The organism is Kibdelosporangium banguiense (assembly GCF_017876405.1).
GTDB classification, from domain to species: Bacteria; Actinomycetota; Actinomycetes; order Mycobacteriales; family Pseudonocardiaceae; genus Kibdelosporangium; species Kibdelosporangium banguiense.
Window position 1 is genome coordinate 7,181,403 of sequence record NZ_JAGINW010000001.1, and the last position, 21,980, is coordinate 7,203,382.

The 21,980-nt window shown below is 67.0% G+C and carries 22 protein-coding genes; 14 read left to right on the forward strand and 8 right to left on the reverse strand.

Translation table 11 applies throughout. From position 1 onward, the window contains the following. The first annotated feature begins 19 nt into the window (after window positions 1-19). From JOF56_RS33265 to JOF56_RS33290, 6 genes are all read left to right on the forward strand, one after another. Window positions 20-922 (forward strand): SDR family oxidoreductase, encoded by a 903-nt coding sequence (locus JOF56_RS33265; RefSeq protein ID WP_209643402.1) that lies wholly within the window; start codon window positions 20-22, stop codon window positions 920-922. Window position 923: 1 nt separating this feature from the next. Beyond that, complete coding sequence (locus JOF56_RS33270; protein ID WP_209643403.1) at window positions 924-1,796, forward strand: amidohydrolase family protein; 873 nt, start codon at window positions 924-926, stop codon at window positions 1,794-1,796. Beyond that, window positions 1,793-2,248 (forward strand): MaoC family dehydratase, encoded by a 456-nt coding sequence (locus tag JOF56_RS33275; RefSeq protein ID WP_209643404.1) that lies wholly within the window; start codon window positions 1,793-1,795, stop codon window positions 2,246-2,248. Before JOF56_RS33270 ends, JOF56_RS33275 begins: the two co-directional genes overlap by 4 nt. Window positions 2,249-2,283: 35 nt before the next feature. Continuing rightward, window positions 2,284-3,576 (forward strand): MFS transporter, encoded by a 1,293-nt coding sequence (locus JOF56_RS33280; protein ID WP_209643405.1) that lies wholly within the window; start codon window positions 2,284-2,286, stop codon window positions 3,574-3,576. A gap of 12 nt (window positions 3,577-3,588) precedes the next feature. Continuing rightward, window positions 3,589-5,055 (forward strand): acyl-CoA synthetase, encoded by a 1,467-nt coding sequence (locus JOF56_RS33285; protein WP_209643406.1) that lies wholly within the window; start codon window positions 3,589-3,591, stop codon window positions 5,053-5,055. A 117-nt stretch (window positions 5,056-5,172) separates the two neighbouring features. Then, window positions 5,173-5,730, forward strand: a complete 558-nt coding sequence (locus JOF56_RS33290; protein ID WP_209643407.1) for a hypothetical protein — start codon at window positions 5,173-5,175, stop codon at window positions 5,728-5,730. A 14-nt stretch (window positions 5,731-5,744) separates the two neighbouring features. Here the strand turns inward: JOF56_RS33290 and JOF56_RS33295 are convergent, their stop codons facing one another. Further along, window positions 5,745-6,344, reverse strand: a complete 600-nt coding sequence (locus JOF56_RS33295) for a HesA/MoeB/ThiF family protein (protein WP_209643408.1) — start codon at window positions 6,342-6,344, stop codon at window positions 5,745-5,747. 247 nt (window positions 6,345-6,591) lie between these two features. Here JOF56_RS33295 and JOF56_RS33300 point away from each other — a divergent pair, with 247 nt between their 5' ends. Next, on the forward strand, window positions 6,592-7,392 hold the full coding sequence (locus JOF56_RS33300) for an AfsR/SARP family transcriptional regulator (RefSeq protein ID WP_209643409.1): 801 nt from the start codon (window positions 6,592-6,594) through the stop codon (window positions 7,390-7,392). Between the two features lie 2 nt (window positions 7,393-7,394). On the opposite strand, the gene JOF56_RS33305 is transcribed toward JOF56_RS33300, so the two are convergent. Both JOF56_RS33305 and JOF56_RS33310 read right to left on the reverse strand, forming a co-directional pair. Continuing rightward, the gene (locus tag JOF56_RS33305; protein WP_209643410.1) at window positions 7,395-10,505 is read right to left on the reverse strand and encodes an ATP-binding protein; all 3,111 of its coding nucleotides are present in this window, start codon (window positions 10,503-10,505) and stop codon (window positions 7,395-7,397) included. A 204-nt stretch (window positions 10,506-10,709) separates the two neighbouring features. Further along, window positions 10,710-10,925, reverse strand: a complete 216-nt coding sequence (locus JOF56_RS33310) for a hypothetical protein (protein ID WP_209643411.1) — start codon at window positions 10,923-10,925, stop codon at window positions 10,710-10,712. Window positions 10,926-11,132: 207 nt separating this feature from the next. Between JOF56_RS33310 and JOF56_RS33315 the strand changes: the two genes are divergently transcribed. After that, window positions 11,133-12,551, forward strand: a complete 1,419-nt coding sequence (locus tag JOF56_RS33315) for an alpha/beta hydrolase (RefSeq protein ID WP_209643412.1) — start codon at window positions 11,133-11,135, stop codon at window positions 12,549-12,551. On the opposite strand, the gene JOF56_RS33320 is transcribed toward JOF56_RS33315, so the two are convergent. Continuing rightward, window positions 12,507-13,340: a cytochrome c biogenesis CcdA family protein gene (locus tag JOF56_RS33320; protein WP_209643413.1), complete on the reverse strand. Its 834-nt coding sequence runs from the start codon at window positions 13,338-13,340 to the stop codon at window positions 12,507-12,509. The genes JOF56_RS33315 and JOF56_RS33320 overlap by 45 nt on opposite strands. Beyond that, window positions 13,341-13,895, reverse strand: a complete 555-nt coding sequence (locus JOF56_RS33325; RefSeq protein WP_209643414.1) for a redoxin domain-containing protein — start codon at window positions 13,893-13,895, stop codon at window positions 13,341-13,343. Between the two features lie 68 nt (window positions 13,896-13,963). Between JOF56_RS33325 and JOF56_RS33330 the strand changes: the two genes are divergently transcribed. From JOF56_RS33330 to JOF56_RS33355, 6 genes are all read left to right on the forward strand, one after another. Further along, window positions 13,964-14,806, forward strand: a complete 843-nt coding sequence (locus JOF56_RS33330) for a spermidine synthase (protein WP_209643415.1) — start codon at window positions 13,964-13,966, stop codon at window positions 14,804-14,806. 127 nt (window positions 14,807-14,933) lie between these two features. After that, window positions 14,934-16,373: a multicopper oxidase family protein gene (locus tag JOF56_RS33335; protein ID WP_209643416.1), complete on the forward strand. Its 1,440-nt coding sequence runs from the start codon at window positions 14,934-14,936 to the stop codon at window positions 16,371-16,373. Between the two features lie 65 nt (window positions 16,374-16,438). Next, window positions 16,439-16,870 carry a L,D-transpeptidase gene (locus tag JOF56_RS33340; protein WP_209643417.1) on the forward strand — a complete coding sequence of 144 codons (432 nt, stop codon included), beginning with the start codon at window positions 16,439-16,441 and terminating at the stop codon, window positions 16,868-16,870. A 137-nt stretch (window positions 16,871-17,007) separates the two neighbouring features. Further along, window positions 17,008-18,012 carry a FecCD family ABC transporter permease gene (locus JOF56_RS33345; RefSeq protein ID WP_209643418.1) on the forward strand — a complete coding sequence of 335 codons (1,005 nt, stop codon included), beginning with the start codon at window positions 17,008-17,010 and terminating at the stop codon, window positions 18,010-18,012. Further along, window positions 18,009-19,013 carry a FecCD family ABC transporter permease gene (locus tag JOF56_RS33350; RefSeq protein WP_209643419.1) on the forward strand — a complete coding sequence of 335 codons (1,005 nt, stop codon included), beginning with the start codon at window positions 18,009-18,011 and terminating at the stop codon, window positions 19,011-19,013. Before JOF56_RS33345 ends, JOF56_RS33350 begins: the two co-directional genes overlap by 4 nt. A 14-nt stretch (window positions 19,014-19,027) precedes the next feature. Beyond that, the gene (locus JOF56_RS33355) at window positions 19,028-19,954 is read left to right on the forward strand and encodes an ABC transporter substrate-binding protein (RefSeq protein ID WP_209643420.1); all 927 of its coding nucleotides are present in this window, start codon (window positions 19,028-19,030) and stop codon (window positions 19,952-19,954) included. A 51-nt stretch (window positions 19,955-20,005) separates the two neighbouring features. On the opposite strand, the gene JOF56_RS33360 is transcribed toward JOF56_RS33355, so the two are convergent. From JOF56_RS33360 to JOF56_RS33370, 3 genes are all read right to left on the reverse strand, one after another. Further along, window positions 20,006-20,566 carry a snapalysin family zinc-dependent metalloprotease gene (locus JOF56_RS33360; RefSeq protein WP_209643421.1) on the reverse strand — a complete coding sequence of 187 codons (561 nt, stop codon included), beginning with the start codon at window positions 20,564-20,566 and terminating at the stop codon, window positions 20,006-20,008. A gap of 142 nt (window positions 20,567-20,708) precedes the next feature. Then, entirely contained in the window at window positions 20,709-21,305 is a 597-nt protein-coding gene (locus JOF56_RS60280; protein WP_209643422.1) for a response regulator, read from the reverse strand. 9 nt (window positions 21,306-21,314) lie between these two features. Continuing rightward, window positions 21,315-21,950 carry a TetR/AcrR family transcriptional regulator gene (locus JOF56_RS33370; RefSeq protein WP_209643423.1) on the reverse strand — a complete coding sequence of 212 codons (636 nt, stop codon included), beginning with the start codon at window positions 21,948-21,950 and terminating at the stop codon, window positions 21,315-21,317. Between the last annotated feature and the right edge of the window lie 30 nt (window positions 21,951-21,980).

The following is a 21,980-nucleotide window of genomic DNA, read 5'->3' on the forward strand; positions in this document are numbered from 1 at the left end:
CGCCCACGAGAGGACCGTTATGGACTTGTCGGGAAAAGTCGCCGTCGTGACGGGCGCGGGCCGTGGACTGGGCCGTGCGTATGCCGAAGCGCTCGCGCAAGCCGGAGCCGCCGTCGTGGTCAACGACGTCGACGCTGAGGCGGCTGCCCAGGTGGTCAAGACAATCAGCGAGGCGGGTGGCCGGGCCGCGGAGGTCGTCGCCCCCGTCGGCACCGCCGAAGTCGCTGATCTTCTTGTCGGCACAGCGGTCGAGCAGTTCGGCCGGCTGGACGTCATGGTCACCAACGCCGGCATCCTGCGTGACCGCGTGCTGTGGAAAATGAGTGACGAGGACTTCGACGCAGTGGTCAATGTCCACCTGCGTGGCACTTTCACGTGCGCCCGCTCGGCCGCGGTACGCATGCGTGAGCAGGGCACCGGCGGTCGGCTGATCCTGATCTCCTCACCGGCCGGGCAGCGCGGGAACTTCGGGCAGACCAACTACGCCGCGGCCAAGGCGGGCATCGTGGCCATGGCCCGGACCTGGGCGATGGAGCTGGCGAAGGCCGGGGTCATGGTCAACGCGATGGTGCCGGTCGCGGCCACCGAGATGACCAAGACGATCCCCGCGTTCGGCCCGGTCATCGAGGAATCCGAGCGCAATGGCACGCCGTTCCCGGACTGGCTGCGTAAGGGCGAAGGGCTGGGCACCGTGCAGGACGTCGCCTCGCTCGTGGTCTTCCTGGCTTCCGATGCCGCCGAAGGGATCACCGGCCAGGCCATCGGTATCGGCGGGGACAAGCTGGCGCTCTGGACACACCCCCAGGAGAAGGTCACCGCCTACGCCGACGGCGGCTGGTCGGCGGACGCGATCGCCGGCTCGTGGCACGGCAGTGTCGGCTCGCAGCCGGAGACCTACGGCGTCCCGGCACCGAAGGCCTGACATGGACATCGACAAGCTGGTGGCCATCGACGTGCACACGCACGCCGAGGTCTCCAAGGACGGCCATCCCTCGCTGAGCCCGAGCCTGATGGGCGCGTCGGCGGAGTACTTCAAAGCGCACAACCATCGGCAGCCGACCATCCCGGAGATGGCCGACTACTACCGGTCGCGGAACATGGCCGCGGTTGTGTTCACTGTGGACGCCGAACACGCGACCGGTCATCCGCGGATCCCCAACGAGGAGATCGCCGAGGCCTGCGCCGAGCACTCCGACGTCCTGATCCCGTTCGCGAGCATCGATCCGTGGAAGCACCGCGCGGGAGCGTTGGAAGCACGCAAGCTGGTGGAGAACTACGGTGTGCGCGGCTTCAAGTTCCACCCGAGCATTCAGGGTTTCGCGCCGAACGACCAGATGGCCTATCCGCTCTACGAGGTGATCGAGGAACTCGCCGTTCCCGCCTTGTTCCACACCGGACAGACCGGCATCGGCGCCGGTGTGCCCGGTGGCGGCGGCATCCGGCTGAAGTACTCCAATCCGATGCTGATCGACGACGTCGCGGTCGACTTCCCGGACATGCGGATCATCCTCGCCCACCCGTCGTTCCCGTGGCAGGACGAGGCGCTGGCCGTGGCGACGCACAAGCCGTACGTCTACATCGACCTGTCCGGCTGGTCGCCGAAGTACTTCCCGCCGCAGCTGGTCCGGTACGCCAACTCGTTGCTGCAGGACAAAGTCCTCTTCGGGTCCGACTACCCGGTGATCACGCCGGACCGCTGGCTGGCCGACTTCGCCAAGCTCGAGATCAAGCCCGAGGTCCGGCCCAAGATCCTCAAAGACAACGCGGTGCGCCTACTCGGACTGGAGAAGACATGACTACAGCCAACGGACTGGCCGAGATCAAGGCCCTGGCCGGGCAGGATCTGGGGCACACCGACTGGATGGAGATCACGCAGGAGCGTGTGGGCCTGTTCGCCGACGCGGCCAACGACCACCAGTGGATACACGTCGACCCGGAGCGGGCACGCTCCGGGCCTTTCGGAACGACCATCGCGCACGGATACCTGACCCTGTCGCTGCTCATCCCGCTGTTCAACGAGCTGCTGGAGATCCAGGGCGTCGGGATGAGCGTCAACTACGGCCTGGAGAAAGTGCGTTTTCCCGCTCCGGTGCCGGTCGGCAGCAAGATCCGCCTGGCCGGCACGGTGGTCTCGGTCGAGGACGTCCCCGGTGACGGGGTGCAGATGATCCTCGACTTCACCATCGAGATCGACGGCTCCGCCAAGCCGGCTTGTGTGGCAAGAGCGGTGTACCGGCACTACGCCTGAATCCATTGCCCGCCCCCAAAGATGAGGGTGCTGCCATGTCTCAAGTCCAGTTACGCCGCGCGGTCGCGTCCAGCTACCTCGGCAGCGTGATCGAATACTACGACTTCTTGCTCTATGGCACGGCTTCGGCCATCGTTTTCAACAAGGTCTTCTTCGCCAACCTCGATCCTCTGCTGGCCACGGTCGCCAGCTTCGGCACGTTCGCCACCGGGTATCTGGCCAGGCCGATCGGTGGCATTCTCTTCGGGCACTTCGGCGACCTGCTGGGCCGCAAGCGAATGCTCGTGCTGTCGATGACCCTGATGGGTATCTCCAGTTTCCTGATCGGCCTGCTGCCGACGTACGCCTCGATCGGCGGCCTGGCCCCGGTCGGGCTCGTGCTGCTGCGGGTGATCCAGGGCATCGCGGTCGGCGGTGAGTGGGGTGGTTCGGTGCTCATGTCGGCCGAACACGCCACGAGCAGACGCGGTCTGTGGGCGAGTTTCACCAACGCGGGCGCGCCATCCGGGATGGTCCTGTCCACCATCGCCATGACCGTCACCTCCGGCATCGTCGGTGAACAGGCTTTCCTGTCCTGGGGCTGGCGCATTCCGTTCCTGCTCAGCATTCTGCTGCTCGCGGTCGGTCTTTTCGTGCGGATGAAGGTCGAGGAGACGCCTGCTTTCAAGGCGGCGCAAAGCGAAGCCGCGCCACGCAAACGTCTTCCGGTGCTCGAGGTGCTGCGCAACCATCCGCGCAACCTGTTGCTGGGCATCGGAGTCGGCCTGGCCGCGTTCGTCGCACAGTCCACTTTGACCACGTTCGTGCTAGCCTACGCGGTGCGGGCCGGCCACGCCAGGCAGGACGTGCTCAACGTCCTCACGATCAGCTCGGCCTGTGCGATCGTCGGCATTCTCGGGTTCTCCGCGGCGTCCGACCGCTTCGGCAGGCGCCCGATTGTGCTGATCGGCGCACTGTCGATGGCGGTCTGGTCGTTCATACTGTTCCCCATGGTCGACAGCCGGAGCGGGTTCTTGCTGCTGGTGGCGCTGGTGGTCGGCCAGTCGGTCATCCACGCGATGATGTACGGCCCGCTGGCCGCGTTGTACTCGGAGATGTTCAGCACCGAGAACCGCTACACCGGTGCGTCACTCGGCTACCAGATCGCCGGGCTGGGCGCCGGCCTGGCGCCGTTGCTGTTCGCGGAGATCCAGCGCGGTGCGGGCAGTGCGTCCAATCTCGTGATCTCGGCGACCATCGCCGGGTTCTGCCTGCTCGCCGTGGTGTGTGTGCTCGGCCTGAAGGAAACCAGCAAACAGGACCTGATGCAGGCGAAGGTTGCTTCTTGATCAGGAGGCGGAATGCGTAACGAAGGCCTGGGTGGCTGGCCGGCCCGGCGGGCGATGATCTCGCCGGACCGCACGGCGATGATCTTCGGCGACCGGCGGACCACCTATCGCGAGTTCGCCGCCCGTGCCACGAAACTGGCCGCCCAGCTGAGGGCGGCCGGGATCGGCACGGGCGACCGGGTCGGCTACCTCGGCCCCAACCACCCAGCCTTCGCGGAGACCATGTTCGCCACGCACATGCTCGGCGCGGTGTTCGTACCACTGAACTTCCGGCTCGCCGCGCCGGAGATCGCCTACATGGTCCAGGATGCCGGGATCAAAGTGCTGGTCCAGGCGTCCGGGACCGCCGAGGTGACGAGCACGCGTGCGGTTTCGCTGGAAACCGAGTACGAGCCCTGGCTGGCCGCAGGTGCCGAGGACCCGATCGACGTTCCCGTCTCGCAGGACGAAGTGGCGTTGATCCTGTACACCTCCGGCACCACCGGCCGGCCGAAAGGCGCGATGCTCAGTCACGCCAACATGATCTGGAACACCTACAACCTGCTGATCGCGGTCGACGTCGCGGGCTCGGAGGTGACGCTGATCAGTGCGCCGCTGTTCCACGTCGCCGCGCTCGGGCAGACCCTGTTGCCGACGTTCATCAAGGGCGGCTGTTCGGTGCTGATGTCCTCCTGGGACGTCGATCGCTGCTACGAGCTGATCGCCCGGCACCGGATCACCTGGATGTTCGGTGTGACAACGATGTTCGCGTCCCTGGCGCAGTCACGGCACTGGGCGACGGCCGACCTGTCGTCGATCCGGTGCCTGATGTCCGGCGGTGCGCCCATTCCCGAAGGCCTGATCCGTACCTACCAGAAGCGCGGACTGGTGTTCTGTCAGGGTTACGGCCTGACCGAGACCGCGCCCGGCGCGACTTTCCTGGAAGCGGGGGAGAGCGAACGGAAAGCGGGCTCCGCCGGTGTCCCGGTGTTCTTCACCTCCGTGCGTGTGGTCCGGCCCGACGACACCGATGTATCGGTCGGCGAGCCGGGCGAAGTGCTGATCAAGGGCCCGAACGTCACGCCTGGGTACTGGCAGAACGCCCAGGCGACGTCGTCGGCGCTGACCGGGGACGGCTGGTTTCACTCCGGCGACGTCGCCAACGTCGACGACGAGGGTTATCTGTACATAGTGGACCGTGTCAAGGACATGTTCATCTCCGGCGGTGAGAACGTGTACCCGGCGGAGGTGGAGAACGTCATCTTCGATCACCCGGCGGTCGCCGAGGTCGCGGTGATCGGCGTGTCCGACGAGAAGTGGGGCGAGGTCGGCAAGGCGTTCGTGGTGTGCCGGCCGGACGCGCGGCTCGACGAGGACGAGTTCCGCGGATTCCTGCTCGGCCGGCTGGCCAAGTACAAGATCCCGGTGCACATCGAGGTCGTCGAGCAGCTGCCGCGTACCGCGTCGGGCAAGGTGCAGAAGGCCAAGTTACGCGGTTGACGCCGCAGGTGGGTGCCCCCAGTGTCCCGTTGGTTGCGTCACACGCAACCAACGGGACATTGGGGCAAAAACCGCTGGATCAGGTGTGAGGCGGGATCGGCAAGTACAGTCAGATGGGTGACCAGCTTTCCCAGCGCGGCTCGCAAAGCCGGAGATCCCCGGGTGACCGTGGACAATCGGATCCTGGCACTACGGGAAAGCGTGGCGCGGTTCTGTCCGTACGGCTTTCGCGCGACCTGGCATCATGTGCTCGTCAACGCCCGTGTTCCGCGGCAGCTGACCGACGATCCGGATTCGCTGTGCCGTGCCGCGGCCGAACTTGTGGAGGCGCGGCAGGTCTGGATGACCTACCGGGACGCGTTCGCCGACCGCAGACGCAGAGAGAAAGCCTTAGGCAGAAGAGATCCCGTGTTCGCCGACAGATGGTATTCCTGGGGAAACCGGCTCGCGTACTGTCCAAATCCCACGGTTCATCCCCGTGAGCGCCTGGTTGTGGTCGTGCAACGGGTCATGGAGGCATATCTGTCCGGAAGGGACGTTTCGGTGAGTTGTCCGGCTTGTGGCTCGACGAGGCCCGATGCGACACCTTGCCCGCGGTGCGGTGTGGACACTCAATGGCTGTCGGGCCGGCCGGTCACTGTGTACCGATGGCGCCGGATCTGGCAGGCCGTCTAGGTCGTGCTCGCTGATCATCGGTACGGCTGTGCGAGCTTAGGCCCACATACCGGACAGGTGGGGTCACGGGGCCAAGGCTGCTCGTGCGTCGCGCCGCCGTTGGCGAAGTCGACGAACAACGAATTCGCTGCGTAGGCCGGTTCCTCGAACCTGGTCAGGATACGCAGGATCTCGAACGCGGTGAGCTCGCCGAGCAGTGCCGAGATCTGGCCGATGCCCCGGCTGCCGCGGTTGCGGGTCGCGGCGCTGTCCGGTTGCTGGCGGAAGGCACACTCCAGGCAGCCACTGAGTCCAGGATCCACCGACCACACGATTGCCTCGGTATGCCACATTCCTGTGCACACCAAGGGGATCTCTCGTGTGGCACACGCGTCGTTGACCCACCGGCCCAGCTCGTCTGCCGAGTCGACCTGGGCGGCGACGACGTCCGGGCGGTGCTTGTCGAGCAGGTCGCCGACCTGACGGGATGAGGCGAGCGCCCGGTCGAGCAGCGTCAACTGGCCGATGCCCAGGCCGCACAGGTACGGGATCATGCTGGCGTTGAGGCCGCCTGTGCCGAGCACGAGGACATGCGCGTCGGCCAGCCCGTCGTCGACGATCCTCAGCCTCACCACGTACCTTCTCCTCCGGCGGCATTCGGTCCACCCTGCTGAGCCCGGATTGCAGTTTCGTTGCAGGAGCGATAACACCCGAGCCACGGCGGCACTGCAAGGTTCCGGGGATAGGACTCGAACTCGGCCCAAATCGGATGTCACTGCGCGTAGCCGGCCGCAACGAAACTGCAATGACGGATGACAGAATCGAACTGTGTATTCGGGCGTGTGGCACAGCGGTGGCACACCCGTGTCACGCCATAGAGGTATGGGTGAGTACCGGGGTGGTTTGAACTACTGGCAGCGCACGTCGGACGACTGGCAGGTCCGGCTGGTCGGCGCGGTGGCAGTGCACGGCGCGGACGGCATATGGGAAGCGCCGGACGTGGGCAGCCGCAAGGCACGGACGCTGTTGGCACTGCTGGGGGCCTCGCACGGTCGTATGGTGACCGTCGAGACCGTCGTGGACGAACTGTGGGGGTCGGCGCCGCCGCAGCAGCCGAGAGCGAACGTGGCGACGCTGGTGAGCAGACTGCGGTCCAGATTCGGCTCGACCGTGATCGTCGGCGGCCGGCGTGGGTACCGGCTCGGCGAGACGATCCGGGTCGACCTGCACGACGCCGCCGACCTGGTCACGCAGGCCGAGGCCGCGCTGACCCACAATCGTCCGGCCGCTGGCCTGGCTGCTGCGGGCCAGGGGCTGGACTTGATCTCAGGGGGCCTGGTGCTGGCCGACTACCCGACGGCCGAGTGGGCCGAGCGCGCCCGTGCCATGCAGACGGGCCTGCTGCGCCGCGGACGGCACGCAGGCGCCGAATGCGCGCTGCGGGCAGGCGCCCCGGCACGGGCACAAGCTCTGGCGGAGGCTGCGATCGCGGTGGATGCGTTGGACGAGCGTGCACACGGTATGCTGATGCGTGCCCACGCCGACTCCGGCGAACCGGCACGTGCGCTCATCGCGTACGAACGGCTGCGCGCGACGCTCGCAGCGGAGCTGGGCACCGGCCCGGTTGCCGCGACCCGCGACCTCCACATGGCAATCCTGCGAGCAAACGCGATCTCCGCGTGAACCTAGCGCCGGACCGTCCACTGCCGGGAATCCGGTGTGTAGCGGCACGAGGTGCCGGTGGTGATGGCTGTGTTCAGCTCGCCACCGAGCACCGGGTTGTGCTCGCTGATCGTGTCCAGGGCCCGTTTGATGGCCTTGCGCACGGCGGTCCGGGCGCGTTCCGGCGAGGTCGCGAAGCCTCGGACACGACCGCCGAGGCCCATCGCACGGATGAGTTCGTCGGCGACGGCGTCCCGTTCGGACCGCAACCGCTCGGCCTTGGCCAGATCCTCGTCCGCTTCGGCGTCGTCGATGGCTTTGTCCAGATCACGGACCCGGCGGCGGTAGGCCTCGACGGCGGTGTCGTCGAGCAGTTCCTGACGGCCGGCGAGCACGGCCGAACCGACCAGGTCGACCGCGGCAAGATCCTGACCAGGGCGTTCCAGCAGGCGCGCGAGGTAGTCCAGACCAACGAGCTCGGGCAGCGGGAACCGGGCATTGCCGGTCCGCACCGCCCATCCCGCGCCACTGGTCCACTGCAGCACTGCGGGAGTGTTCGACGGGGTCAACGAGTCCGCCTGCGCGGTCCACTCGTCGACACGTTTGGTCATTCCCATCGAGTGCGCCTCGCCGATCGCCTGGGTCAGCAAGGCGCGAGCCTGCCCGAGATCACCCGGCTTCCCGCGTGCGACAAGGGCTTTGGCCAGCTGGGCGCGGCTGATCGCGGCCGCGGGCCGGTTGTCGATCCGGACATTGACCCGGACCGCTTTCTCCAGATGGGCGACGGCGGCCGTCGGGTCGCCGGTGAGCAACGAGGCGAGGCCGAGGGCACTGGACACCGAACCGAGGCAGCACACGCCGAGCGACACGGTCACCGGCAGGTCGGCGAACGGCCGCAGCAGGTCGGCGACCTCGCTCGCCAGCCAGGGATCGTTCAGGATCACCGCGGCTTCCACCAGGGCGACCATCGCGGCCAGCCAGGTGCTCGACCGCGGCACGTTGACCAGCCCGACGTCCAGGATCGGCGCGAGTACCGCACGGGCTTCGGACATCCGGCCGTCCCGTGCGAGCACCATGACCGCCGAGGCGCGGAAGCCGTACTCGCCCACGGCCAGCGTCGCCGAGCTCAACGTCTGGGTCACCAGGTCGGCCAGTTCCGCGTCGCGGCCCTGTAACCAACGGATGTCCAGCAATTGCGCGGCGTAGTAGCCGGTCGCGTCGGCGTCGCCGACCTCGAGGCCTTCCTGCAGGCACGGCCCGGTGGCGGCTTCGGCCTCGTCGAATTTGCCCGCGCGGATCAGCCGCATCACGTCCATGCACGTGACGATGTAGCCGGTGGACGCGACGCCCAGTGTGGCCGACCGCTGCCGCAGTTCGGTCAGCGACCGTTCGGCCGACGGATCGCCGAGCAGGAACAAATCGGTGGTACGCCACAACAACCCGAACAACGCCAGGATGCCGTCACCCGCCGCGGAGGCCGCGGCGATCTGTTCCTCGGCCAACGGCAACCGCATCGCGGCATGCTCGGGGCTCAGCAAAGCGTGGTGTGTCAACGAAAGCGCGTCAGCCAATGTGTGCGGGTCGCCCACTGCGCGAGCCCGGCGCAGTGCGTCGAGGGCTTCTTCGACAGCCTCGCCCTCGTACACGGCTTCGGCCGCGAGCCGCACGGTGAGCCGGGCACGCAGTGCTCGTTCGGACTGCGGAAGCGCCATCAGTGCTGCCCGCTGTCGCGCTAGAACGTGCGCGCGAACGGCAGCGTTGCGGTACTCATGCACCCACACGCCACCGAGCCCGAGTACCGCGCGGGCCATCAGCACCGGATCCCCGGCCTGTTCGGCGGCATCCGTGGCCTCGTCGAACGCGACCCGTGCGTCGTTGAGACGTCCACACGCCAGCACCGCATCCGCGTGTTCGACCAGCAGTTCCGCGCGGCCAGGGAGATCGCGGCGGTGTTGTGCCAAAGACACCGCGCGGCCCAACAGATCCGCCGCGCGTTCGTAGGCATAGCCGCGCCGCAACGATTCCGCTGCTGCGCGGCACGCGTCGATCGCAATCTCCGCGTCCTTGTCCGAACGCATCGCGGCGACCAACGCGTGGTGCGCGACGCGTTCGGGATTGCCGTGCAGGATGGTCACCGCGCGGGCGTGGGCGTCCAGAAGCTGTGTGGTATCGAACTGATCGAGTGCCGCCTCACGGACCAGGTCGTGATAGGTGCAGCCGTTGGGTGTCAGGTCGACGAGGCCTTTCGCCTCTGCGGCCACGAGGGCGTCCATCACCTCGGCCGGGCTGCAGCCGGCGATTCCGGCGACCTCGCTGACCGAGCCGTCCACCCCGAGCAACGCGGTGAAAGCGAGGATTCGCTGGTGTTCCGGGTCGAGCCGGGTCACCGCCTCGGTGATCGCGTGTTCCAAAGTGGCCGGTCCGGAACCGGTCCAGCCGAGGTCGACCGCGCGGGCCAGGTACAGCGGACTGCCGCCGGTGACACGCAGCAATGTGGTGGCGGCCAAGGGATCCGGGCTGGCCTGGCCATGCGCGTCGAGCAGCGCGGCCACATCGTTGACGTCGAACGGTCTGAGCGCGACCGTGGTGGCGCCCGACTGCAGTTCGCGCAGCAGGGACTCGGCCGCGTCACTGCTGACCGACGGGGTGTTGCGTCTGGTCAGGACCATGACCAGCGGCAGCCGGTCCAGTGCGGTGGCAAGGAACCGGGTCAGCAGCAGTGCGCTTTCGTCGGCGTAGTGCACGTCGTCGATCACGATCATCGTCGGGGTCCTGGCCCGTGCCTTGGTCAGCAGGTCGGCGACCGCGGCGAACCTGGCAAACCGTTCCGGGTCAACGTGATCACGCCCGGAGTCGGCGGCGAGCAACTCCGCGCCCGCCGGGCCGGCCAACGCGGGCAGCGCGGCCGGCCACGGCCACAGAGCCGGTGCGCCACCGTGTGGCCAGCACCGGCCCCAGATGACTTCGAACCCGTCACGTTCGGCCGCGGCCGAGGCCTGCTCGGCGAACCAGGTCTTGCCCACGCCCGCCTCGCCCGTGACCACGACGAGCTGACGGCGCCCGGAAGCCGCGGACTTCCTGGCATCGGCCAGGACCGCGAGTTCATGAGCACGACCGACGAACGTGGCGACCACCCGGCAAGTGTGCCGCATCGTGGTTGCAGGTTGTGACCAGGTGGACGGCTTCACGTCGATCATCCGCTGACCGGACGAAGGCCCACGGTGTGTCGGCCAGGGCAATCGCCGAAGCGTGCCGCCAGAGGGCGCAACGGGTTACCCCGCTCAGTCCAGATGCACTGCACGCAATGTGACGGTCTCTCAGATTTGGTCGTGTCCCGGTCAGCGGGACGACTTGATGCGACGCTGGCCCGCCCAGCCGATGCTCGCCAGAAGCAGACCGGCCACACCGATGCCGATGCCGATCAACGGCTGCCACTCCAGCGCCCAGCGCATCAGCTGCCAGTTGCCACCCCAGACCTGGGTGACCAGTGCCGAGCCGAAGCCCTGGATCATGCCGATGATCCCGATCACCTCGAACGCGATCATGAGTGCCATGAGGTTTTTCCTCCCCCGATTGGAATGTCCGACGGCTTCGAAGCTAGCAGCGGACATCGCCGGAAAGTCCTTTGTGGTACGAAGGGATGACCCGAAGTCGTCCCCTGGCTGACTTCAGGGACGACCTAAGGGTCCTCCCTGAGGCGAGCGCGTGCGGATCGGTGGTCGGATGGTGATCGTGATTCGAAACTCTGGGGAGCCGACCACATGTCCCGTCTGAGACTCGCCGCCGCTGTGTCCACAGTGTCCATAGCGGCCGGTGTGACTGCCTTGCTCGTCGTGCCCAGCGCGGCCGCGAGCCCCGCCTTGACCTGGAAGGACTGTGCGAAAGACGTTCAATGCGCCACGTTGACGGTACCGCTGGACTGGCGGCGCGGCGGTGCGACCATCGGGATTTCGCTGGCCCGCCGCGCGGCGACCGGCAACAAGATCGGCACGATCGTCTATCTGCCTGGCGGGCCAGGGGATTCCGGCGTCCAGCAGCTGAAAGCGGGACCCAAGGTCAGTCCCGAGGTGGCCGAGCGGTTCGACGTGATCAGCCTGGATCCCCGCGGGGTCAACGAAAGCAGCCCGATCCGGTGTGACCCGGCTGTGATCGGCGGGATCCCGGACGTCAATCCCGACACGGGTGCGAAGTACGCGGATATCATGGCGTACAGCAGGAAACTCGCCGACAGCTGTCAGGCCAGGACCGGGGACACGATCAACCACATCGACAGCGCCGACGTGGCCCGGGATGTCGACGCGCTGCGGGCAGCGTTGGGGGAGCGGCAGATCAGCGTCTACAGCCGGTCCTACGGAACGTTGGCGGCACAGATGTACGCCGAACTGTTCCCCGGCCGGGTCCGCGCGATGGTGCTGGACAGCGTCTTCGATCATTCCCTGGACACCAGGGAATTCCTGGCCAGTGCGGTCCGGGCGGCCGAGGATTCGTTCAACGCGTTCGCCAAGTGGTGTGCGGGCAGTGAGAATTGCGTGCTGCGCGGCCAGGATGTGAGCGCGTTGTTCGACGATCTCTATCGCCGGGCTGAGCGCGGGGAACTGACAGAGCCGAGTGATCCGGCCCGCAAGATCAGCGCCACCGAGTTGTCCTGGACCACCATGCGGCGCGGTTTCTACAACCCGTCCTGGAAAGAACTCTCCGTCCGGCTGGCGGAACTCGCCGGGCAGCGTCCGCCGACGCCGGCGCAGCAGATGCCGCAGACGGATTTCTTTCCCAGTGCGGTGTTGTGCGCGGACAACCGGTTCAGGTTCCGTTCCGAGCAGGAATGGACCCGGACGTGGGACGAGCTGAAGCGGATAGCGCCGGTGATGCGGACGCATATGGCGTGGCAGGGCGTCTCGTTCTGCGCGGGCTGGCCGCTGCCGACGACCAATCCGCAGCATCGGCCGGGAATCAAGGCACCGGTGCTGATTCTCAGTTCCCGGCACGACCCGGCGACACCTCTGGAATGGGCGGCCGATGTGCACCGGATGATCCCGGGAAGTGCCCTGGTGACGTACGAAGGCTCAGGTCACGGCGTGTTCCTGCGCAACGACTGCACCAAAGCGGCGACCAGCCGGTATTTCCTCGATCGGGTGCTACCGGCGCCGGGCACGAGCTGCCCGGGTTCCGACCCAGCCTAGAAGGATCAACGCGCCCAGCGCGATGACGACGACGAGTGGCCCGATCGTGTCGACCCATCCGGCGACGGCAGTCTGCACTTCGCCGAAACCGTCCACGATCGGGTCCTCGGCATTTCCGTCCGCATGGAACAACAGCAGTTCGTACACGCCGTAATAAGCGACATACAGTCCGGCAAGGACAAGGATCGCGCCGCCGATACGGTTGACATACGGCAGAATTCGCCGAATTCGGGCAGTCACGGCGGTTCCGGCCAGAGCCACGGACACTGCCAGCACGCCGACCACCAATGCCATGCCGAGCCCATAGGTCACGTATGCGGCAATACCGGTGAAGATCGATCCGGCCCGGAACGTCGCGCTTGTCACGGCCAGGAAAGGCCCGATCGTGCACGACAACGAGACGATCGCGTATCCGAGGCCGTAGGTGAACATCGAACCCAGCCGCGCGGTCGGCGCGCCTTTCCCGATTCTCGGCAGCGTGATCTCGTGACCGGCCAGCATGAGACCGCCCAGGACGGCCATGCCCAGCCCGATCACCACGGTCACCGCGGGCATGTACTGCATCACCGAACTGCCCAGTGGCGTGATGACCAGGCCGAACGCGCCGAACACGACCACGAAGCCAAGCGCCATCAACAGTGTCGCGCCCAACGCCCGCAGGACCGCGGCCATGGTCGTACGTTGCTCGCCTGTCACCACCAGCGCGAGGTACGCGGGCAGCATGGCGAAGCCACACGGATTGACCGCCGCGAGCATGCCCGCGCCCAGTGCCAGCCCCAGGATGTCCATCTAACCTGCCGTCAGCTGGCTGACCTTCTCGTTGAGCCCTTGCTCGGTCAGCTGCTGTTTGACGATCTCGATGCTGCCATTGGGATAGATGAACGCGTACGCCGGCTGCTGGGTGATCCCGAACCGGGTCCACACCGCCGCGTCCAGGTCGGCCAGGTGCTGGAAGCCGCTGACCTCGTTCTCGGCCACGAACTTCTTCATCGCGGGCAGCTGGTCCTGGGCGCCCACCCCCACGAACGTGATCTTTCCGGCGTTCTGCTTGGCCAGCGCGCCCAGGTGCGGCGCCTCGCCCTGGCATCGCGGGCACCACGGCGCCCAGAACCAGAGCACGCCTGCCTTGCCGGCCATACTCGCACCGGAGAACTCCTGGTCGTCCAGGGTTTTCGCGGTGAACCGGAGCTTCTCGGGAGCCTTGCTGCTGCCCTGCGCGGCCGAGCCAGGCGCCGGCGCGGGCGGCGAGCCTGACGGAGTCCCCGAAGGAGTCCCCGGAGGAGTCACAGTGCCGCATGCGGTGAGCACCGAGGTCAGCAGGACGACCACAAACAGAGTTCTCACCGGACCCATCCTGCTCCATCGGCCGGTCGCCGGTCGACCAGATGAGTCCCGGACATAGGGTGATGGGCATGCCGAAGGGCCCGAAAGTGCGTGGTGGCCGCTGCCAGGTCCGATTCGGTACGGCCGAGCTCATCCGTGATCTCGACCGGCCGAACGGCTGGCTGCTCAGCGTGGACGGGGTCGCCCAGTCCTATGTCGACCTGGACGATCCGAAGCACCTGGAGTTCGACTACGTCCGGCGGATCGCCGACGTGATCGACTGCCTGCCCGACGGGCCGTTCCAGACGCTGCACGTCGGCGGCGGCGCGTGCACGTTGCCGCGCTACCTGGCCGCGACCCGCCCAGGCTCCAGCCAGCTCGTGTTCGATCCCGACGGTGAGCTTGTCGAATTCGTCCGCGAACGGCTTGATCTGCGCAGCGTGCCGCGGTTACGTGTGCGCGTGTCCGATGGCCGGGACGGCGTGGCCACCAGGCGGGACGACTCCGCCGACCTGCTGGTACTCGACGCGTTCGTGTCGGCCGCGATGCCCAGCCGGTTGATGACGGTCGAGTTTCTCCGTGACGTCGCCCGTGTTCTGCGCTCGACCGGGACGTTCCTGGCCAACATCTCCGACGGTCCGGGCCTGGCGTTCGTCAAACGTGTGGTCGCGACCGTGGCGGACGTGTTCGACGACGTTCTCCTGCTGGCCGATCCCGCGGTGTTGCGCGGGCGCCGGTTCGGCAACCTGGTGATCGCCGCGTCGGACACACCACTGCCGGTGCAGGACGTGACCCGTAGGGCGGCTTCGGCCGCGTTCCCGGCCCGGCTTGTCATCGGTGACAAGGTCCACGAGTTCCGTCAGGGTGCCAAACCGATCACCGACGCAGCGGTGATCACCACGCCGACGCCGTCGAAGAACGCCTTTACCTAGGGCGTTCCTCCTAAGGGCTCAGGGGGTCGAAGTACATCCCCTGTGGTACGCGTACGCCCAGGTCAGAGCCTGAAGTGTCCACTCCGGGCCGATGATCTTCGACGGCGTTGCCGACACGATTGCCGGTATGAAGCGAAGGGGATTTCTGACGCTGGCGGCATTCGCGGGGCTGGCTCTGGCCGGGTGCGGGGGCAACGCGGGGTCGATGACGTTCGGCAACCGGCTACGAATACCGGAGCTGCTCGATCCGGCCGTGGGACCGGACGGCGTGAAGCGATTCGATCTGGCACTGCAGGCCGGGCAAACCGAGTTCATGGCCGGCAAGCCGGTGCCGACGTGGGGCGTGAACGGCAGCTATCTCGGGCCGACACTACGGGTCAGGCGCGGCGACCAGGTCGCCATGGCGGTGTTCAACCGGCTCAGTGAGGCAAGCACGTTGCACTGGCACGGAATGCGGCTGCCGGCCGCGATGGATGGCGGGCCGCACCAGATGATCGCGCCCGGCGCCATCTGGCGTCCACAGTGGAAGGTCGACCAGCCGGTCGGGACCACTTGGTACCACCCGCATCCGCATGAGAAGACCGCTCTGCACGTGTACCGGGGACTGGCCGGGATGATCCAGATCGAGGACGGCCCGACCGGCCTGCCGGACCGGTACGGGGTGGACGACATCCCGATCATCCTGCAGGACAAGCTGATCGACTCGGACGGCACCGTCAGCGAGCACTTCGGCGGCACGTTCGGCATGCTGGGCGAGCAGATCGTGGTCAACGGAACATACGACCCGTTCCTGGAGGTCACCTCCACCCGGGTACGGCTGCGGATCCTCAACGGGTCGAACGCCCGCAAGTACAACCTCGTCTTCGCCGACCAGCGGAAGTATTCGGTGGTCGCGAACGACGGGGGCCTGTTGCCCCAGCCGGTGCTGACCGATCAGGTGTCGATCACCCCGGGGGAGCGGATCGAGATCGTCGTGGAGTTCCAGCCAGGCGAAAGCGTGGTGCTGCGCAGTGCCAGCGGATCCGACGACATCGACGACGGCGACTTCGACCTGCTCAAGATCGTCGCGGCGGCCCGGCTCGACTCATCGGCCGCGGTGCCGGACCGGTTGCCCGCCCGGCCGCCGATCGAGGCGGTGGCCGGTGCTCGGGTGCGCAAGTTCACGCTGAGCGGCGCGTCGAAGATCAACGGCCGGGAGATGGACATGACCCGGATCGACGAGGTGATCCCGGCCGGTGCCCGGGAGGTCTGGGAGATCGAGAACATCGTCTACGCGCACAACCTGCACATCCACGAGGTCGCCTTCCGGGTGCTGGACATCGACGGCCAAGCGCCGCCCGCCTGGATGCAGGGCCCGAAGGACACGGTATTCGTGCCAGGCAAGACAACAGTCAGGCTGGCGGTCGAGTTCGGCACGCACACCGACCCGGTGACGCCGTACATGTACCACTGTCACATCCTGCGGCACGAGGACAAAGGGATGATGGGGCAGTTCGTGATCGTCCCACCGGGAACCGAAGGCTCGGTCAGCCGGACGATCTCGATGGCGGGGCACGGGCATCACTGACGATGTGTGCGTTAGCGAAGGCTGGGTACTCAGAGTGAAGGACCAAACCGAAGGGAGAGGTTCCGATGCGAGTACGTCGGCTGACGACTGTCATTGCGTGTGTCCCGTTGGGACTGGCACTGGGTGTCGGCACCGCAGTCGCCGCGACAGCTCCATGCGGCAACGCCGCGAAGGCCTGCCTGGACCTGTCGGCCAACCAGGCATGGTTGATGGACAACGGTGCGGTCACATATGGCCCGGTCCCGGTCACGCATGGGAAGGCCGGCTACGAGACACCACCTGGAACGTTCAAGGTGACCTGGAAGGACATCGACCACAAGAGCAGTGAGTTCGGCAACGCGCCGATGCCGTACTCGGTGTTCTTCAACGGCGGCATCGCGTTCCACCAGGGCAGCCTGAAGCAGAAGTCCCACGGCTGCGTGCATCTGGCCAAGTCCGCGGCCCAGAAGTTCTACGGGAACCTGCGTCCCGGTGATGTGGTCCAGGTTGTCCGGTAACGGAATCCGGTCACTCTCGCGATAGGGATCGTCGCTTGGTGTGCGTTTCACAGGGTCTGATGTGGAATGCGTCAACCGGGTGCCTACACTGCGATCTGACTTAGGCTTGGCTTTCCTAATGAGGATCTTGTGGTGAGGTGGCGGTGATCGGACGGCGGCGCGTGCTGGTGCTGGTGGGCGCCTGTGTGCTGGCGATTCTGGCGGTCATTGCCAGCCTTGCCGTCGGCAACCTTGACATACCGCTGCGGGACGTCTGGACTGCGCTGTTCAGTCCGGACGATTCCGCACACACGTTGATTGTCCGTACGCAGCGCGTGCCGCGAACGGTGCTGGGTGTGGTCGCTGGGGCCGCGCTTGCCGTCGCGGGCGTGCTGATGCAGAGCCTGACCCGTAACCCGCTCGCCGACCCGCGGATCATGGGCGTGAGTTCGGGGGCGTCGCTCGGCGTGGTCATTGCGATCACCCTGTTCGGCATCGAGACGCTGCCTGGTTATGTCTGGTTCGGGATTGTCGGCGCGCTCGCGAGCGGCACGCTTGTGTACTCGTTGGCTGCGCGCACACGCAGCGGCTCGAGCCCGGTGACGCTGGCGCTTGTCGGTGCTGCGCTCAACGCATCGTTCGGCGCGGTTGTCATCGCGATCCTGACTGTGGATGCGCAGACGTTCGATCAGTACCGGTTCTGGGTGATCGGTTCCCTGACAGGGCGACCGGCCGAGGTGACGTTCTCCGTCCTGCCGTTCATCGTGGCCGGGTTGGTGCTGGCCGCCGTCTGCGCGCGAGGGCTCGACGCGTTGGCGCTCGGTGATGACGTCGCCGTCGGATTGGGCAGCCGCGTTGGCTTTACGCGCGTGACCGCTGCGGCCTCGTCGGTGCTGCTGACTGGTGCGGCCGTCGCGGCAACCGGGCCGATCGGGTTCGTCGGCCTCGCAGTGCCGCACTTCGCTCGCGCGCTCGTCGGTAGCGACCACCGATGGCTGCTCGCGGTCAGCCTGCCGCTGGGCACGGCGTTCCTGCTGGGTTCGGACGTGATCGGCCGGGTGATCCTGCTGCCGGACGAGATCCGAGCCGGTGTGATCACCGCGGTGCTGGGCGCGCCGATCCTGCTGATGCTGGTGCGTCGTCCGCGGCTGGTGACGGCGTGACGCGTCTCGTTCTGCGGCCTGTTCCGGCCGTGTCGTTCACCCTGCATCGCCGTGGCATCGTCGCGGGCGTCGGGTTGCTCATCGCGCTTGTGCTGGCGGTGCTCGCGTCACTGAGCATCGGGTCCACATTCGTCGAGCCGGGTGACGTGGTCAGGGCCATCTTCGACATTCCGACCTGGGCCGAGAAGACCATCGAGTTGCGTACGCCACGGATCGTGCTCGCGATCGTCGTCGGCGCGGCTCTTGGGCTTGCCGGTGCGTTGCTGCAAGGTGTCAGCCGTAACCCGCTGGCCAGCCCGGACGTGATTGGTGTGTCCCAAGGCGCGGGCCTGGCTGCGAGCCTCGTCATTGTCGCCGGGGCACCGATCGCCGTGCTGCCGCCGGCGGCATTGGCTGGTGGCCTGGGCGCAGCAGCGATCGTGCTGTTGTTCGGATCTGGGCGTGGGAACCGTTTTGTGCTTGCCGGGATCGCGGTCGCGGTGGCGCTACGGGCGTTGACCGAGCTCGTCATCGTGGGGGCGGCGCCGATCGACGGGCAGCGCGCGCAGATCTGGATCATCGGCACGCTCGCCGGTTGGGGTTACGACGAAGCGCTCGTTGTCGCTGTGGTCATCGCGGTGCTGACTCCCGTGCTCTTCTGGGCAGGTCGCGCGCTCGACACGTCGGCTTTGTCAGATGACGTGGCGCGTGCGATCGGAGTCCGGGTTGGCGCACGGCGAGTTGTCATGGCCATATCCGGCGTATTGCTCGCGGCGTTTGCCACGGCACAGGTGGGTGCCGTGGACTTCGTCGCATTGGCAGCGCCACAAATCGCGCGTCGGTTGGCACGCGCCGAACGTCCGCCTCTGTTCTGCGCGGCCGTGACCGGAGCCCTGCTCACGGTCATCGCCGATACCGCGGCCCGAACGATGTTCGCGCCGACTCAACTCCCGGTGGGTGTCCTGACAGCCGCTTTGGGCGGCCCTTACCTGATCTGGTTGCTAGTGCGCCGCAAGCGCTGATCGAAAGGAAAACCATGCGGAAGATCGCGACGCTGGTCGCTGCCGCGCTCGTGCTGAGCGCGTGCGGGACTGGCACCACCCCGCCTGGCGGAGGCGCCGCGCCCGCTTCCGGCCAGACGCGGACCATCAAGCACGCCATGGGCGAGACCCAGGTCCCGGTTACCCTTCAGCGCGTTGTCGTGCTGGACACCGACAAGCTGGACACGATGTTCACGCTCGGCCTCACCCCGGCCGGTGCCGCCCAGGCGTCGCAGAACACCAAGATCCCCACCTATCTCGGGCCGGGTTTCGCCGGTGTGAAAGCGGTCGGCACCACGCAGGAGCCTGACCTCGACGCGATCCGCGCACTGCAGCCGGACCTGATCCTCGGTTCGAAGTTCCGCCAGGAGAAGTTCTACAACGAGCTCACCACGATCGCGCCGACTGTGTTCACCGAGCTGGTCGGCGTGACCTGGAAGGAGAACTTCCTGCTGGACGCCGACGCTCTGGGCAAGAAGGCGGAAGCCCAGGCCGCGCTGGACAAGTACAAGCAGCGCGCCGCGGACCTCAAGCGCACCAGCCAGAAGGTGTCGATCGTGCGGTTCATGCCCGACGAGATCCGGGTGTACGGCCCGGAGTCGTTCTCCGGCATCGTGCTCGGCGACGCGGGCGTGCCACGGCCCGAACGCCAGCAGCTCGCCGACAAGAAGGACAAGCGCTTCGACAAGGTCAGCCCGGAACGTGTCCAGGAAGTCGACGGCGACGTGATCTTCGTGTCCGCCTACGGCGAGAAGGCCGCCCAGCGCCAGGCCGAGATCACCGCTGGTCCACTGTGGACGAAGTTGTCCGCGGTCGCGGCCGGCCGGTCCTATGTGGTCGACGACGAGGTCTGGATGCTCGGTATCGGCGTCACCGCCGCCGGCAAGATCCTCGACGACCTGACCAAGCACCTCACCGCGTGAGACTCAGTCAGGGGTGCCCCTTCCCGGCACCCCTGACTGGGTTTGCCCTCGTCAGAAGGCGGCTTCGGAGACCACGACGCTCGTGTCGACGGTCTTCAAGGTGCCCGCGTAGTTACGTTGCACGCGGGCAGCCTCTGACGCGTTCGGCGTCCGGCTCTTGCAGTCCACGCCCCCGGTCGACCCGGACATCAGCGAGGAGCACGGTCCCGGCTTGATATCGGGCAGGCCCAGGCTGTGGCCCATTTCGTGGGCGGCGATCCGGATCACGTCGTACCCGTCGTCCACCGCTTCGCGGCCCATCCAGACGGTGACCTGCTGCCCCGGACGGACCGGGCCGAGATTCGCCCGCGGCCAGCCGGGGTCGGCCACGAACCGGATGTTGGCCCGCTGGCCAGAGGTCGCCTTCTTGATCTGGACGTTGGACACCGCGGCGTTCCAGATCCCCACCGCGGCGGATATCTGGCTGCTGTACTGCGTGGACTGGCTGTCGTCGTAGGTGAGACTTGTCGCCAGTATTTCGGCCGCGGCGGCGGATGGCGCCGATACGACCGTGGTGACCGGCAGCACCAGGGCGGTGGCTGCGAGGGCACCGGCGAATGTGCGTCGAAGCACGGTTCACTCCTTGGGTGCAGGGTTCGGAGGAGCCTCTTACTTCAGGCGCCCGGTACGGCCTTGGGTTGTCCGCGCGGACGCCATAGCTCGATGTTATGGCGGCGTTTCGGTCCGCAAAACCCGCCGTTCGTCCTTACCTGGGTCAGCCGTTCAGAACGGCGTTCGCCCGCAGCGCGGCCTGGGTACGGCTGGGCACACCCAGCTTGGCCAGGACATTTCCGACATGCACCTTCACGGTGCGTTCGGCAAGGCCGAGTTCGGTGGCGATGTCGCGATTGGACAGTCCGATGCCCAGCATTGCCAGGACATCGCGCTCACGGGGCGTGAGATCGGGGCGTTCGGGGGCGCAGAGGGCGTCGGCGGCGGCCGGGCTGACGACGGTCATTCCGTCGTGGACGCCGCGTACGGCTGCGGCAAGCTCAGTTCCGGTGGAATCTTTGAGCACGAACCCTGACGCGCCTTCGGTCAACGCCTGCCTGATCTCGCGGCTACGGCCGATCGTGGTCAGCATGAGCACACGCGGGCCGTCTCCGGGCAGCTGCCGCAGGGTCTCGATACCGCTCATATCGGGCATGTAGAGGTCCAGCAGGATCACGTCGACGGACGCGTCCCACGCGGCGAGCAGCTCGGCGCCGGTGGCGTACTGGCCGACGACGTCGATGTCAGGCTGGGTGGCGAGGATCAGCGCCAGGCCTTCCCGGACCAACGCCTGGTCGTCGACCACCACAACGCGTACCACGGCGTCACTCTAGTTTCCGCTGTAGCTGCGCAGGAACGCCCGGACACCCGAGACGACGACCTCGGCGATCTCGTCCGGGGAAAGGGAAATGGCGCCGTAGAACGTCTGATGGTTCACGGCGGTGATGGTCAGCAGGGTCAGATGGGTGGCGGCCCGCTCGGCGTCGTCGATCTCCAGCAGGCCGCGGTCGGCGATCTGACGCAGATAGGGCGCGAGCCGCAGGTGTGCGGTCTGCGGGCCGGCGTCGATCCACGCCTTGAGGATCTGCGGCGGGATGTGGCCGGCCTCTGCCTCGATGGTCCGCACCAACGCGAAGTGATCGGGGAAGGTGGTGACCGCGGCGATGCGTTCCATCGAGAAGTCGATCAGGTCCTGCTCCAGGTCGACGATCTTGCGCAGGTGCCGGTCCATGATGTGCGCGATGGTGGCGGTGACCTCGTTCGCGCCTTCCAGCGCGACGGTCAGGAACAGCTGCTCCTTGTCGGCGAAGTGGTTGTAGATGGTCCGTTTGGACACGCCGGCCTCGGCGGCGATCATGTCGATACTCGCGCGGCTGTAGCCCTCGCGGCCGAACACCTTGCGCGCGGCCTCGGTGATCGCCCGGCGCTTCTCAGGCCTGCCCTCATGTCCCTGGCGCTCGGCCATCCACATCCCTTCGGCGGAACCTGCTCGGTC